Below are 15311 nucleotides of genomic sequence, written 5' to 3'. Positions count from 1 at the left end.
CTATTTGAGCAAAAGGCTTGGCCAAATAGTTAAACCACCGATACAAATCAAAAGGAACCATTTGCGGATCGCCCTGGTGATTTCAATATGCTATCTCTTCGCGCTGCTTCCTGTGAACATACAAGCACAGGCGCTCCAGAGCTATCAACAACAGGCGTTAGCACAGAATCCATCGCTTCAGGCAAAATACAAGGAATTTGAAGCAGCCATGACGAAAGTGAATCAGGTCAATAGCTTACCAGACCCTACGATTTCCATTGGCTATTTTATATCGCCAGTAGAAACCAGATTGGGGCCACAGCGTGCCAGGCTTTCATTAACGCAGATGTTTCCATGGTTTGGCACCTTAAAAGCTCAGGGAGATGCAACAGCCCTGCAGGCAGAAGCCACCTATGAGCAATTTTTGAATGCACAATACCGGATCAAGTTTGAGGTGGCCAAAGCTTATTTTCCGTTGGTGGAACTGGATAGGCTTATTGTAATCCAAAAGAAAAACCTAAGGGTACTCTACGACTGGAAACAGCTGGTCATCACCCAATACGAAAATGGAAAAATAAGTCTGGCAGATGTACTTCGCCTGGGGGTTTTCATCCAAGAGATGGAGACAGAGCTTGACCTAATGCAAGGGCGAGAAAAGCCACTGACCGTGGGATTCAATCGTCTCCTGAATCGTGAGGACACTGCGACCATTGAGGTAGACCAGGTATTGGCGCCTACTCTGACCACCCTTCCGCAAGAGGTGAACTGGTGCAATCACCCTATGGTGAGGGAATATGGCAAGAGAATAGACTCGCGGGAAAAACAAGCCCTGGCTATTCAGAAACAGTCCCTACCGAAAATCGGAGCTGGCATTGACTATGTGATGATCTCAGAGCGTACAGACATGAGTGTGCCAGATAGTGGTAAAGACGCACTGATGCCTATGGTATCCATGAGTATTCCGATTTTCCGAAAAAAATACACCTCCGCCATCAAAGAAACACAACTCCAGGTAGAGGGGTACCAGCAGGCCATCATGGCTACGCAAAATGACCTGACCTCACAATATGAGCAGCTCATCTATGAAGCCCAAAGAGAAAACGAACTGATACACCTCTACGGGATTCAAACTATCGAAACAGAGAAAATACAGCAACTCATGCTTACCGCCTTTAGCAACTCCGGTCAGGACCTGGACGAGCTTTTGAGGATCCAAATGCAGCTCCTAACCTATCAAATGAAACAGGTAAAAGCTGAGACAAGACTCCATGTGATCAATGAAAACATCAACTACCTCCTGGCAGGTAGCCTCTAAAACACCAAAACGATGAAAAACATATTTCAAAATAAATATTTCCTAATTATTCTCACCCTGATCGTGGGTGGGATCATTGGTTGGATGATTAAACCCTCATCCTCTGCTCCGATATCCGATGCCCATGAACATAGCATAGATGATCAAGGAATCTGGACCTGCTCTATGCACCCCCAGATCAGACAAAATGAGCCTGGTGCCTGCCCGATCTGCGGTATGGATTTAATCCCCTTGGCAAATGATGATGAAAACCAGGCTGACCCAATGGCCGTACGCATGTCCCCCACCGCAATGGCCCTGGCTAATGTACAAACGGCCATGGTGGGAAATACCGCTCCTACCAAATCCATACGCCTCAATGGAAAAGTTCAGGTAAATGAGTCGCTGCTGAGTAAAATACCTGCTCACTTTCACGGGCGAATCGAAAAACTCTATGTCAACTTCACAGGTGAACTCATCCAAAAGGGACAACTCCTCGCTGAGGTATACTCTCCAGAACTCGTTACCGCGCAGCAGGAGTTACAAATGGCCTATCAGAATAAGGAAACGGACCCTCAACTATACCAGAGTGCCAGAAAAAAACTGGAAAACTGGAAAATTTCCGCCACTGAGATTGAAAAAATTGAAACCAAAAAACAGACACTCACCCTGGTGAAGATCAACGCTCATCATGGAGGGTATGTATTGAAAAGAAATGTCTCACAAGGTGATCATGTTCAAATGGGAGACATCCTTTTTGAAATCGCGAAGCTCGACAAAGTTTGGTTGCTCTTTGATGTCTATGAATCCGACATGCAATGGGTAAAAAAGGGGAATCACATCAATTTTACCGTAGCATCATTCCCGGGAGAAACATTTACAGGCAAGATCTCCTTTCTGGATCCTGTAATCGACCCAAAAAGCCGAGTAGTCAAAGCCCGGGTAGAGGTAAACAACTCAGACCTCAGGCTAAAGCCTGAAATGTTCGCTTCAGGAGTTATCGAAGCTTCACTCCCCGGTGACGAAACAAACGTGATTGTTCCAAAATCAGCTGTCATGTGGACCGGAAAGCGTTCAGTGGTTTATGTGAAAGATGCTACCGAAGATGCCGTTAGTTTCAGGATGCGTGAAGTCACTCTGGGGCCCTCTTTGGGAGAAAGTTATGTAATCGAGCAGGGTCTGAGCGAGGGAGAAGAGATCGCGGTTAATGGCGCTTTTTCCATAGATGCAGCGGCTCAGCTGGCCGGCAAACCGAGCATGATGAGTCCTGAAGGTGGAGCTGGTATGTCGGGCCATCATCATGGCTCTATCCCTGCCACCAACTCCCCGGTTTCGCAGCCCAATTCCGCAAAAGTCATGACCGATCTAAAGCCACTTTTAGCTCAATATATCATGATCAAAAACACATTGGTAGAAGACAACCTGTCAGAAGCCAGGGCCATGGCACAGGCCTTTATCAAGGAAATTTCCAATGTAGATATGTCCGTATTCAAAGGGTCAGACTATCAGCTCTGGATGAGTCAAAGTAAGGCACTTACAACTTCCGCTGATCTGATGGCACAGTCCCAAAGCATTGCAGAAGCCAGAAATCACTTTATACACCTCTCTGGTTCGCTACTGGAGCTGACCAGGGAATTTAAACCGACAAATGAATCAGTCTACGTTCAGTTTTGCCCGATGGCAGATAATAACCAAGGCGCCATCTGGCTTAGTTTGGAACAGGATATTAGAAACCCCTATTTCGGAGAAGCCATGCTCACCTGTGGGAATGTAGAAGAAGTACTTTGATCATACTTAACTAGGAACAAACAATTGTATAACCAAAAATCAAATTGAACATGAAAACGATGATGACCACCCTTTTGCTATCAGCTTTTTTACTGGCCTGCGCCTCACCCAAAAACAATGAAGCTGACCGTGCTGTTACGGCTTCTGAACAAACGCAACCTGATCTGATTTCGGATTATGTAGCGCTAAAAGATGCCCTGGTGCAATCCAATGCGGATTTGGCCAAAGCCGCCGCCAAAACCCTGTCAGTTTCTCTAAAGGATCAGAAAATGAACTCAGAGATCATAGACATGACTAATCAAATTGCAGCTTCTGGTGACCTAAGTGCCCAGCGAAAGGCGTTCAAGGAAGTCACCAGCAAGCTCATAGCCGAGCTAAAAGCCAAGGGAACCAGTCAGGGGATTTTTGTCCAGTTCTGTCCGATGGCCTTTGGCGGTGAGGGCGGTAGCTGGCTCAGCCTCTCAGAGGAAATCAGAAACCCATACTATGGCGACATGATGCTGAAGTGCGGGCGAGTGACTGAAAAACTTTAAGAACCACTAAACCCATAAGCCCATGAATAATCACGAACATCATCAAGCGTCTCATCACGACCATTCAGAACCTGATCACAGATCAAGTAATGGGCATGAGGATCACCATGATCATCATGCCCACATGATCACCGACTTCAAAAAGCGTTTTTACGTTAATACCGCTCTGTCTGTCCCGGTACTGCTGTTTTCCCAGATGATTCAAGGTTTTTTTGGGTTGGAGCTCTCCTTTCCTGGAATGTCCTACGCTGCCGGAGGATTAGCCACTGTGATTTTCATTTACGGTGGCTGGCCTTTTCTCAAGGGGCTCAAAGATGAGCTCTCAAGTGGAGGCCCAGGCATGATGACATTGATCGGAATCGCCATTTCCGTGGCCTGGATCTACAGTACGGCTGTAGTTGTTGGCTTGGATGGCAAAGTATTCTATTGGGAGCTAGTCACCCTGATAGACATCATGCTCCTTGGGCACTGGCTGGAAATGCGCTCCATCATGGGCGCATCCCGGGCCTTAGAAAAGCTAGCAGCACTGATGCCCTCAGTGGCCCATAAGATAGAAGGAGAAAATCTCTCAGACGTAAAAATAGACACGCTAAAAAAGGGAGACATCATACTGGTGAAGCCAGGAGAAAAAGCCCCAGCTGATGGAAAAATTATAGAAGGTGAGAGTGAACTCAACGAAAGCGCTCTGACGGGGGAGAGCAAGCCAGTGGCTAAGTCCAAGGGTGATGAGGTGATAGGTGGAGCCATCAATGGGGATGGTAGCCTCAAAATAGAGGTGACCTCTTCCGGGGCTGACAGCTACCTCAATAAGGTGATCAAGCTGGTAGAAGAGGCCCAGCAAACCAAATCGAAGACTCAAAATCTGGCCGACAAAGCAGCAGGTTGGCTGGCGTACATCGCTCTGGGTGTTGGCGTTATCACCTTTGTGGCCTGGGCATTCTTCAGCAGTCAAAACATGGATTTTGCACTGGAGCGGATGGTCACTGTGATGATCATCACCTGTCCGCATGCACTGGGACTGGCTATACCATTAGTAGTATCGATTTCCACTGCCTTATCAGCCAAAAATGGGCTGCTCATACGCAACCGAACAGCTTTTGAGAACAGTCGGAAAATTTCTACGGTGGTTTTCGACAAGACCGGCACGCTGACAGAGGGCAATTTTGGAGTCAATCGGGTAACGACCCTCAAAGGTGGAATTTCAAAAAATGACCTACTGAAAATGGCTGCCGCCATTGAACAAAACTCTGAACACCCGATCGCTCGGGGCATAGTAGCTGCGGCCAAAAAAGAAAAGCTGGAGCTTTCGGAAATAAAGAATTTTCAAGCTGAGAAAGGCAAAGGTGTCTCTGGGGAGATCAATGGGGATCTTTATAGCATTGTGAGCCCAGGATATCTGAAAGAACAAGGCAAAGACCTCCCCGAAAATGCATTTACAGAAGCTGTGGAAACCGTCGTATTTGTACTCAAAGGAGAAGAACTGATAGGTTTTATCGCTTTGGCTGATCAAATTAGAAAAGAAAGCGCTTCCGCTATCAAAACACTAAAGGATAAGGGAATCAAGGTATTGATGGCCACAGGTGACAATGAGCAAACGGCCAAATCCGTATCCGACCAACTCGGTTTGGATGGATATTATAGTCAGGTACTCCCCCACCAAAAATCAGAATTGGTAGAAAAACTCCAAAGTGAAGGCGCATTTGTGGCCATGACGGGCGACGGGGTAAACGACGCTCCCGCACTGGCAAAAGCCAATATTGGGATAGCTGTAGGCTCGGGTACAGATGTGGCTGCTGAAACCGCCGACATCATACTCACCAATAGTAGTCCGGCGGATATTGTCAATCTCATCCTGTTTGGGCGTGCCACCCATCGGAAAATGGTACAGAACCTTATCTGGGCCACCGGATACAATGTGGTAGCCATTCCATTAGCAGCAGGAATTTTATTCAATCAGGGCATTATGATCAACCCTGCAGTGGGTGCTGCGCTCATGAGCCTTAGTACCATCATCTGTGCCGCCAATGCTCAGCTCCTTAGGTTTAGCCTGAAGTAGGGATTGACTTGCCGTCTTAGGTTTTTTAACCGGTCCAGAAACAATTCCATCGAAAAAAAATCTAACAAGGCACCTTTTGAGTGTTATAATTTCTATTTTGAGAGCAAAGAGTTATTAAAAGTTCAACGGAGGCTGACTTTTACCGAGAGTCTCATCACTAACTTATACGACTATCAAATCTCATCATTCCAAGTATTATTTCCTCCTGGCCCTCCTCATCATTATTCTTCTGGGGAGTCAGGTCTACCTTCAGCAAATCATTCAGGAAAGTAAGTCTGCCAGAATGATCAACCTGTCAGGTAGGCAGAGAATGCTGAGCCAAAAAATCACCAAGCTGAGTCTGGCCATAAGCATCACCAATGATAGTCTCCAATCTGATACCTATGCGGTGGAGCTAGAAGATGCCTGGGAAACCTGGAAACAGTCGCATGACGAGTTGGAAGCAGTCTATCGAAATAATGATTACCCTGCACTCAAACTCCTTTTTGATGAGCTGGAAGTATCGTTCAATGAAATTGACCTGGCAGTTGGCCAGCTACTGACGCAAAACCTATCGAAGGATTCCACAGCCATCGCTTTGAACCTGGAGACCATAAGTGAAAATGAACCTCTCTTTCTGAGTTATATGGACCAGATCACTTTCAAACTGGATGAGCTGGTCAATGACAAAATTGACAAACTATCCAGAATCCAACTGACCCTACTGATTATTACCCTGGTATTCATTGCCCTGGAGATCTTTCTCGTTTTGCGCCCCAAACTAGCGGAGGCTGATACCAGCAAATCCATGCATGATAACATGCTCAAAATGATCAATCAGATTAGTGATTATGCCATTATTTTTCTTGACAAAGAGGGTAAAATCCAAAACTGGAACAGTGGTGCTGAGCGGATACATGGGTACATAGGAACGGAAATGATCGGGCATCACGTTGCGGTCTTTAGCAGTGCTGAAGATCAAGCTTCCAAAAAAGCTGACAAACAGCTTCAGGTGGCCAAAGAAAACGGCATAGCTACTAATGAGGAATGGATTGTGCGAAAGGACAAATCGGGCTTTTGGGCGAAAACGACCATTACGGCCATTTACAATATAGAAGGCAATCACATTGGGTTTGGCAGGGTCACCCAGGATCTTACAGAGGCCAAAAAAACCGAACAGGCGAAGGTTCTGCATGCTAAAAACAAAGAACTTGAAGAATTCACCTACATCGTATCACACGACCTCAAAGTGCCTGTACGCACTATATCCAATTACATCAAGATCATCAGGGAAGATCACGAGTCTGAGCTAAGCAAAGAGTTGCTCAGGTACATCAACTCTATTGACAAAGCATCAGCAAGAATGCAGGCACTAATTCATGGGCTATTGGACTATTCCCTCCTGGGTAAAAGCCCCACTCTTGAGCCCCTCAATCTTAATCAAACTCTCAAAGACGTTCTGGAAGATCTCAATTCCCTGATTCAGGCGCATGATGCCCGGATATCTGTAGGTGAGCTACCCAATCTCAATGTCTATCCTGTGGAAATGCGCCAACTCTTCCAAAACCTCATAACCAATGCCATAAAATTTAGAAAAGATGATGTGGCGCCGGTCATCAGCATTGAAGGCCATCTGGTGGAGGGTTTTTGGAAGTTCTCTGTAAAGGATAATGGGATTGGTATTGAAGAAAAGCAATTCGAAAAGATATTTATCATATTCCAGCGTGCTACCACCGAATCAAAATTCGAAGGGCAGGGTATCGGTCTGGCCAATTGCAAAAAGATCACGGAGATGCACGGAGGCAGGCTTTGGGTTGAGTCTGAGCCCGGAATCGGCAGTACCTTCTATTTCACCATATCTTCCAATCTTTCCTAAAACAAAGGGGAGCCGGGCTGTGCCCGGCTCCCCTTTCATTACTTGTCTTTCTCCTTTTCCTTGGGTTTGCTTTTAGCTTTACTTTTCTCTTTCACTTTCGGCTTTTCCTTTGACTTCAGTTTTACAACTGTCTCAGGTTTTTCAATCGCCTGTTGCCTGGCCTCTGCCTGGGCCCGCCGTACTTCCGCCAGCTCTTGTTCTTGCATGGCTGCCTTCTGAGCTTCTGCAGCCGCTCTCTGTTTCACTTCCGCGACTTTCTGCTTCTCCTCAGCTTCTTGTCTCTTGAGCTCTGCCATTCTCTGCTTCTCTTCAGCCTGTTGCTGCTTTTGTATGGCAAACTGATAGTCAGCAATATAGTTTACAGGATTCACGGCTTTCCCATCTTTATACACTTCATAATGCAGATGTGGAGCAGTTGACCTTCCCGAGCTCCCTACTCTCCCGATCAGCTGACCCCTCTTTACGGTCTCTCCCTCCTTCACTTCCATAGAAGAGAGCTGGGCATATTTCGTTTGATAGACCTCATCATGAGCTAAAACAATATGTTTACCATAGCCCCCGGGTTGGTCGCTTACCAGAATAACCTTTCCATCAGCCGTAGCAATGACGGGGGTTCCTTCTGCCGCTGAGATATCTATTCCCTGATGAAATTTTTGTGCTTCATCAAATGGATCCGTTCGGTAACCAAAGTTAGAGGTGACCCTCACCTTCTCATCCTTCACTCCCAATGGGAAAATGGAAGGTGTCTCCACCCATGCACCCTCTACGGGAAGAACCAACCCTTCTAATGCCGGGCTGGGATTATCCTGTATAAAAACCATCTCCGGCGTTTTCATTTCAAATGAAAACAGCATCACCATTCCCCCAATCACCGGAGCAAGTAATACCAGGCTCATCAGGGAGATCTTATTCGATTTATTTCGATTCATCATCTGTATTCTTTTTTTAATGGTTGAAAAATTGAAGAAGCTCACCGGACCAGAGAAGCCACCACCAGCCAGACTCACCAGCGACATTTGATAGGGAATCTTCACTCCACTATCTGCCGTCACAGCGGCATCCACCTGATACTCGTGCACCTCTATCAGCGACTTTCTCAATAAATAAATGAAAGGGTTGAACCAAAAAAGAACAACAATGAAATCCGCCAGCATACGGTCATAAGAATGGCCAAAATTGACATGCTGTAGTTCATGGGCCATCACCAGATTCAGCTCCCGAGTGTGTTCTACCTTTTCGGGAATAAACACGGACCTGAAAAAGGAAAATGGCTGGGCAAAGGGTGTTCTGAACACCTCAATTGCTCCAATCTTAGCGATTAATTGATATCCATATTTAAATTTTCTGATCTTATAAAAGTTTGAGAAATAGCGTTGAAAAAGAAGCAACACACCTATGGCATAGAGTGAAGAAAGCAGCCAGATCCAGCTCACCTGAAACCCGGGCACAATCACCCCTTCTGTCATGGCTGCAGATGATTGACTGATGCGCGTACCGATCATAGTGACCAACTCCTGATTGGCCTGCACGACAGGGGCACTCCCTACCTGCACAAATGGCAGCGCAAACCCTATCACCAGGATTCCCAATAAGAATATTCTATTGAACTGATAAAAGGTTAACCCCCTCAGAAACAGCAGGTAGAACAACACCAGCACCGCCTGAAAAGCACTCACTTTCAATATATAAAACAGCCAATCAGCCATTGTTTTCCTGTTTTTTGATCTCTGCTGCAATCATATCCTGTAGCTCCTTCAACTCCTCGATGCTCAGCTCGCTCTCCTGTGTGAAGAAAGAAGCAAACTGTTTCGGGCTATCATTGAAGAAGGTGTGCATCATCCCCTGCATCGATTCCTTGGCATAATCCGCCTTGGAGATCAAGGGATAATACTCCTTAGACTTCCCATGGGTTTCAAACCCGATAAACTCCTTTTTCACCAGCACATTCACCACAGTGGACACTGTGGTGTAAGCCGGAGCAGGGTCACTATACTGAGCCACTATGTCCTTCAGGTAGCCCCTACCCAGCTTCCACAGGTATTTCATTACTTGTTCTTCTGCCTTGGTCAACGCTTTCATAAAACAAACTTATAACTATATTTATAGTAATACAACTATTTATATAGTAATGTTCGGATTTTAACTACACCACTCATCAAAAAGTCACATCAACTCATCCAATAAAGCCCCTTAAAACAGCCAATAATCATTACTTTACAGCTCATTAAATCAAAAAACCTTATGAAAATAATATTGCGCAACACCCCATTGCTCCTACTCCTTGTGACCATGTGGGCTTGTTCTCCTCAGGCTGAAAAAATCTACACATCGGAAGAGATTGCCGCTGAATCAGAAAAAGCCCTCACTTTTTTCGATCAAGCCTTCGATGAAATGGTAGATCGCTATCCCGTGTATCAATCCTACCTGGGTATCAAAAAAGATTATGGTAAGTGGGATGACATCTCCGACGAGATGGAGCAAAAAGAAATGGAATTCACCAAAGCTAACCTCCAATACCTCCTTGATAGCATCAACTATGATGCCCTGGACTATCAGTCCAAACTTAGTTATGATCTTTTCAAAATGGACGCCGAAAACTCCATTGCTGATTTCAAATACCGTCAGTATAACTATCCCGTACATCAGATGCGCGGCACTCACACGATGGTGGCCTCCATGCTCATCAACATCCACAGCATAGCAGACTCCAGTGATGCCGCAGCCTATGTGGCTCGTCTCAATGGCGTGGATCAGCTTTTTGATCAGCTCATCGTCAACCTTAAAACCAGGGAAGATTTGGGCATCATACCACCCAAGTTTGTCTACCCACGAGTGCTGGAAGCATGCGCCAACATCATCAGTGGCGCACCGATAGACAAAAGTGCAGAACAGAATGCCATCTATGCCGATTTCTCTGGTAAAGTGGAGTCCATCGAGCTGGATGCAGAGGCTAAGAAAGTACTTCTGGCTGGCGCTGAGGATGCACTGATCAATACAGTAAAACCTGCCTACGAAAAACTTATTGCTTTCCTTCAGGAGCAGGAGACCCGTGCTACCAGTGATGACGGTGCCTGGAAATTTCCGAATGGTGAAGCTTTTTATAACAACGCCCTCCAAAGAACCACCACAACCAAATTGACCTCTGCCGAGATTCATGAAATAGGCCTGAAGGAAGTGGCGCGGATCCATGGCGAGATGCGTGAGATCATGAAGCAGGTGAATTTTGAAGGAGAGCTACAGGACTTCTTCGAATTTCTAAAAACTGACGCTCAGTTTTACTACCCGGATACCGACGAAGGTAAAGTGGCCTACATAGATAGTGCCACCACCATCATTGACAACATGCGTCAGCAACTGGATAATCTTTTCCTGACCAAACCCAAAGCCGACATTACAGTGAAACGTGTCGAAGCTTTCCGCGAAGAATCAGCGGGCAAAGCCTTCTACCAGGCTCCGGCACCTGATGGCTCTCGTCCGGGTACTTATTATGCCAACCTCTCCAGTACGAAGAATATGCCTAAGTATGAGATGGAAGCCCTGGCTTACCATGAGGGAATCCCCGGTCATCATATGGACAGGAGTATTTCTCAGGAGCTCACCGGCATTCCCAAGTTTAGAAAATATGGTGGCTACACCGCCTATGTAGAAGGCTGGGGTCTGTACTGTGAGTATATACCCAAAGAAATGGGCATGTATGCCAATCCTTACTCTGACTATGGCAGACTGGCCATGGAACTTTGGAGAGCCTGCCGACTGGTGGTGGACACTGGTATCCACTCCAAAAAATGGACCCGTGATGAAGGAATAGCCTACTATCAGACCAATACCTCCGGCAGTGAGCGGGAGTGTGTGCGTATGGTAGAGCGACACATCGTGATGCCTTCACAGGCTACGGCTTACAAAATAGGAATGCTGAAAATTCTTGAGCTTAGGGAAAAAGCACAAACAGAGATGGGCGATGCTTTTGATCTGCGCGAATTTCACGATGTAGTACTGACCAGCGGTGCAGTACCCCTTAATGTGCTGGAAGACCTGGTAGACCGATACATCGCCAGCAAAGCGATATAAATTAAATCCAAAGAAAATGAAAAACACCCCCGCGCTGATCCGTGATCAGCGCGGGGGTGTTTTTTTTGAGAGACCACTCCGACGCACCTCAAATTGTTGATTGGAAACCTTTGATTTTGATTGAATGTTATAAATTACACATAATACGTGTGCCATGAAAAACATAACGCTCTCCATACCCGATGAGCTACTCCAAAAAAGCCGTGAGTACGCCAAAAAAAATGGAACTACCATCAACAACATGGTAAGGACATTGCTTAAAAACACCATAGAAGGAAACAGTGACTTCCCGGCAATAGAAAATTCTATTACCACACTTGGTGTAAAGACAAAGTCTTATTCGTTCAACCGAGATGACCTCTATGAAAGGTAAAGTGTTCATAGACACCAATGTGCTCATCTACCTATTCAGCACTGATGAACCAGAAAAAAGAATTCACTGTAACAAACTACTCAGTTCACTGGAAAAAGATCACGTAATGGTTTGGAGCACTCAGGTAGTTCAGGAATTCTACAATACGCTCACCCGAAAACTTGGTGTATCCCCGCTAAAACTAAAAAGTTACTTCAGTTATTTCGGCAGCTTCGAACTTGTGGTGAATAATATGACCACAATAAATACCGCCATTGACATACAGATCAATAATCAACTCACCTTTTGGGACTCCCTGATCGTAAGTGCAGCTCATCAAGCCAACTGTTCTACTCTGTTATCTGAGGATCTTACCCACAGCCAAAAAATCGACACCCTCACGATTCAAAATCCTTTTGAGCTGGGTTACTGATAGCCTACACCTCCATCGTCATATACTTCAGTCGCTTCATAGCATTCACCTCCAGACTTATCGCATCAAACTCCTCCATCACCTTCCCCCGCATGAGGTAGATGCCCTTGCCCGTAAAGGGAAACTTTTTAGTCACAGGCGGAAAATGCACTGTATCAATAAACTCCCCGTCCTCATCCAGAAACGTCCCAAAATACATTCGATCGCCTTTAGATGTACTGGTATGCTTGGTGGCCACCAGGTAGCCCATCACCAGCACCACCTTATTGATATGCAGCGGGAGTTTGCTGGCAGGCACACAATCATTTCGTTTTTCACTCAGCAGGTTAAAGGGACTCTCCAGCGGAAAGCCCAACAACTCCACCTCGTCGTAGACGTCCTCTATTGCTTCATGCTCGATTTCAGGAAGCTTATATTTCTTCACTGGCGGATCGAAAAGTGAAGGTTTATTCTGACTCTTACCTGTATTACCCAGCAGAAAATACGCATGCCACAGCAGCGCCTTCTTATCCTTGCCCGTAAACCGAAACGCACCAATACGGATCAGCAAACTCAGCTGATCCAGCGAGATACTTACTCGTTTCACAAAATCATCCACCGACAAAAATGCCCCCTTCTTCTGCCGGTCCATGAGCACCTCATGTACCGTATGATGTTCCAGCTCTTTGATGAAGTTCAGACCTAAATAAATAGTCTTCCCCCTGATAATCGTCTCGTTTTCACTCGTATTGACACACGGCAACTGGATATCCGCCCCGTGCATACGGGCCTCATGGATATACAGTTCCCGGCTATAAAAACCACCTCCATTGTTGATCACAGCCACCATAAACTCCAGCGGATAGTGCGACTTCAGAAACATACTCTGGTAGCTCTCAATAGCATAGGACGCTGAGTGCCCCTTCGCAAAAGCATAGCCCGCAAAACTTTCGATCTGCCGCCACACATCCGCACTCACAGCGGGCTCATACCCCCTGGCTTCACAGTTGGCAAAAAACTTATCCCGTACCTGCTGAAATTCTTCACGAGACCGGTACTTGCCCGACATCCCTCTGCGCAACACATCAGCCTCTGCCAGTGTGAGTCCCGCAAAATAGTGTGCCACTTTGATCACATCCTCCTGATACACCATGATCCCATAGGTATCGGGCATGATCTTCCAAAGCACCGGGTGAGCCTCTTTCCTCCTTTCGGGAATCCGAAATCGCAAGATATACTCCCGCATCATCCCTGACTTGGCCACTCCCGGCCGGATAATAGAACTGGCCGCCACCAGGGTGAGGTAATCTTCTGCCCGCAACTTGGTCAGCAGCATACGCATAGCCGGAGACTCTACATAAAAACACCCAATCGCCTTGGCCTCCCGCAGATTGATCTTTACCAATTCATCTTCCTTGAATAATTTGATGTCATGGATATCTATGGGCAGCCTGTCAGGCTGATTTTCACGAATGATCTCCAGGGCATCCTTGATTTTCCCCAGGCCCCGCTGCCCCAGCACATCAAATTTGTACAGCCCCACATCTTCAGCTATGTGCATATCAAAATGGGTAAGTGGAAAGCCCTTGGGCGGCAATGAAGTAGCCGTATAGTAGTGAATAGGCCGTTCAGAGATGATAATGCCACCAGCGTGCACACTCAGGTGACTGGGGAAACCCGATAGCCGGTCACCGTAGGTGAGAATGAGCCGCGCATGATGATCCAGATTTTGCTCGGGTGTCTTTTGGAGTCGCTCTATCTCATAAGGAGGCACCCCAAAGACCTTCCCCACCTCCCTGATCACCGCCCGCCACTGAAAAGTGCTGTGTGTAGCCAACAGCACCACATTTTCGTACCTTTCAAAAATATAACGGGTCACATCCTCCCTGTCCCACGAGGAAAAATCCATATCAAAGTCTGGTGGACTCTTTCGGAAAAGGTTGATAAATCGCTCAAAATACAGGTCAAGTTCAATGGGATCCACATCTGTAATGCGCAGCAGGTAAGCCACCACACTATTGGCTCCACTCCCACGACCTACATAAAAATACCCTTGATCCCGAGCATATTTTACAATATCCCAACTGATGAGAAAATAAGACAAATAACCCATCTGTCGGATCACCCTCAGCTCTGTGATGACACGTCTCCTGATGGCAAAAGAGGGTGAATCTCCATAACGGTAGGCTAACCCGGCAAGGCTGAGTTCCCGCACTTTCTGATAATCAGAATCCTGACTACCTGTCCATGTTTTCAAATTCTGAGAAGTGGCTTCAGCCCCCAAAGTGAAGTCTATACAGCTCGATTGGATGACCGTTTTCAGGTTTTCAAATGCCTCTGGCAGCTCCTGATAATAGTCCGTAAGCTGTTTTTTAGTTAAAAAAACGTCCTCTTTATGCGCCGTATCAGTGTCAGCCAACTTACTCACCAGTGTATTGAGGTCTATGGCACGCAACACGCAGTGCAGCTCAAAGTCCCCCTCCTCTGGCAAAGTATACACTGGGCAGGCAATCAGTTTTTCGCGGGGCAACTTACTCAGAAACCTGATCCGGGTCACCTCACGAGGTTTTATCGCCAGGTATTCGTACGGCTTCAGTTCACGAGTGGGGATATTGGTCTGAGGATAGATCACAAAACAATCCTGTAACTCGTCGGTGAAAGCAGGAATGGGTGCACCTGTATGCAGGTGCTTAGACAAAAAGGCATTGATCGACTGAAACCCGGCATTATTTCTAGCTATGGCCACAAACTGCTGCTCAGCACCATTTCTGAAATCTACCCCCAGGAGAGGCCGGATACCCTGCTTCTGCGCCTGACGGACAAACTCCAGACTACCAGCAGTGCTATTGATATCAGTAAGCGCCAGCGTGCGTACATGATTACGCACAGCCCACTCCATCAGCCTGTCAATAGACAGTAGACCGTATTTGAAACTGAAATATGAATGGACATTAAGCACATGTAAATCTAATAA

The 15311-nt window shown here is 46.5% G+C and carries 11 protein-coding genes; 8 read left to right on the top strand and 3 right to left on the bottom strand.

Going from position 1 to position 15311, the window contains the following annotated elements; all coding sequences use genetic code 11:
- Nucleotides 1-61 precede the first annotated feature (61 nt).
- From ACHKAR_RS13470 to ACHKAR_RS13450, 5 genes are all read left to right on the top strand, one after another.
- Nucleotides 62-1294 (top strand): TolC family protein, encoded by a 1233-nt coding sequence (locus tag ACHKAR_RS13470; protein ID WP_395417797.1) that lies wholly within the window; start codon nucleotides 62-64, stop codon nucleotides 1292-1294.
- Between the two features lie 12 nt (nucleotides 1295-1306).
- The gene (locus tag ACHKAR_RS13465) at nucleotides 1307-3061 is read left to right on the top strand and encodes an efflux RND transporter periplasmic adaptor subunit (RefSeq protein WP_395417796.1); all 1755 of its coding nucleotides are present in this window, start codon (nucleotides 1307-1309) and stop codon (nucleotides 3059-3061) included.
- A 50-nt stretch (nucleotides 3062-3111) separates the two neighbouring features.
- The gene (locus ACHKAR_RS13460; RefSeq protein WP_395417794.1) at nucleotides 3112-3594 is read left to right on the top strand and encodes a DUF3347 domain-containing protein; all 483 of its coding nucleotides are present in this window, start codon (nucleotides 3112-3114) and stop codon (nucleotides 3592-3594) included.
- Nucleotides 3595-3616: 22 nt separating this feature from the next.
- Complete coding sequence (locus ACHKAR_RS13455) at nucleotides 3617-5650, top strand: copper-translocating P-type ATPase (protein WP_395417793.1); 2034 nt, start codon at nucleotides 3617-3619, stop codon at nucleotides 5648-5650.
- Between the two features lie 172 nt (nucleotides 5651-5822).
- The gene (locus ACHKAR_RS13450; RefSeq protein WP_395417861.1) at nucleotides 5823-7505 is read left to right on the top strand and encodes an ATP-binding protein; all 1683 of its coding nucleotides are present in this window, start codon (nucleotides 5823-5825) and stop codon (nucleotides 7503-7505) included.
- A gap of 38 nt (nucleotides 7506-7543) precedes the next feature.
- Here ACHKAR_RS13450 and ACHKAR_RS13445 read toward each other — a convergent pair whose 3' ends face one another.
- Both ACHKAR_RS13445 and ACHKAR_RS13440 read right to left on the bottom strand, forming a co-directional pair.
- On the bottom strand, nucleotides 7544-9211 hold the full coding sequence (locus ACHKAR_RS13445; RefSeq protein WP_395417791.1) for a peptidoglycan DD-metalloendopeptidase family protein: 1668 nt from the start codon (nucleotides 9209-9211) through the stop codon (nucleotides 7544-7546).
- The gene (locus tag ACHKAR_RS13440) at nucleotides 9204-9584 is read right to left on the bottom strand and encodes a BlaI/MecI/CopY family transcriptional regulator (protein WP_395417790.1); all 381 of its coding nucleotides are present in this window, start codon (nucleotides 9582-9584) and stop codon (nucleotides 9204-9206) included. The genes ACHKAR_RS13445 and ACHKAR_RS13440 overlap by 8 nt, the downstream gene beginning before the upstream one ends.
- A gap of 162 nt (nucleotides 9585-9746) precedes the next feature.
- Between ACHKAR_RS13440 and ACHKAR_RS13435 the strand changes: the two genes are divergently transcribed.
- The 3 genes from ACHKAR_RS13435 to ACHKAR_RS13425 all read left to right on the top strand — a co-directional run bounded on the left by ACHKAR_RS13435 (nucleotide 9747) and on the right by ACHKAR_RS13425 (nucleotide 12358).
- On the top strand, nucleotides 9747-11573 hold the full coding sequence (locus tag ACHKAR_RS13435; protein ID WP_395417789.1) for a DUF885 domain-containing protein: 1827 nt from the start codon (nucleotides 9747-9749) through the stop codon (nucleotides 11571-11573).
- 154 nt (nucleotides 11574-11727) lie between these two features.
- The gene (locus tag ACHKAR_RS13430; RefSeq protein ID WP_159584795.1) at nucleotides 11728-11946 is read left to right on the top strand and encodes a DUF6364 family protein; all 219 of its coding nucleotides are present in this window, start codon (nucleotides 11728-11730) and stop codon (nucleotides 11944-11946) included.
- Nucleotides 11936-12358, top strand: coding sequence for a PIN domain-containing protein (locus ACHKAR_RS13425; protein ID WP_159584796.1), 423 nt, complete (start codon nucleotides 11936-11938; stop codon nucleotides 12356-12358). Before ACHKAR_RS13430 ends, ACHKAR_RS13425 begins: the two co-directional genes overlap by 11 nt.
- 4 nt (nucleotides 12359-12362) lie before the next feature.
- On the opposite strand, the gene ACHKAR_RS13420 is transcribed toward ACHKAR_RS13425, so the two are convergent.
- Nucleotides 12363-15296 (bottom strand): DNA polymerase III subunit alpha, encoded by a 2934-nt coding sequence (locus ACHKAR_RS13420; RefSeq protein ID WP_395417788.1) that lies wholly within the window; start codon nucleotides 15294-15296, stop codon nucleotides 12363-12365.
- Nucleotides 15297-15311: the final 15 nt, after the last annotated feature.

The organism is Marinoscillum luteum (assembly GCF_044005705.1).
In the GTDB taxonomy this organism is placed as follows: Bacteria; Bacteroidota; Bacteroidia; order Cytophagales; family Cyclobacteriaceae; genus Marinoscillum; species Marinoscillum luteum.
This window is presented reverse-complemented; position numbering and strand designations above follow the sequence as displayed.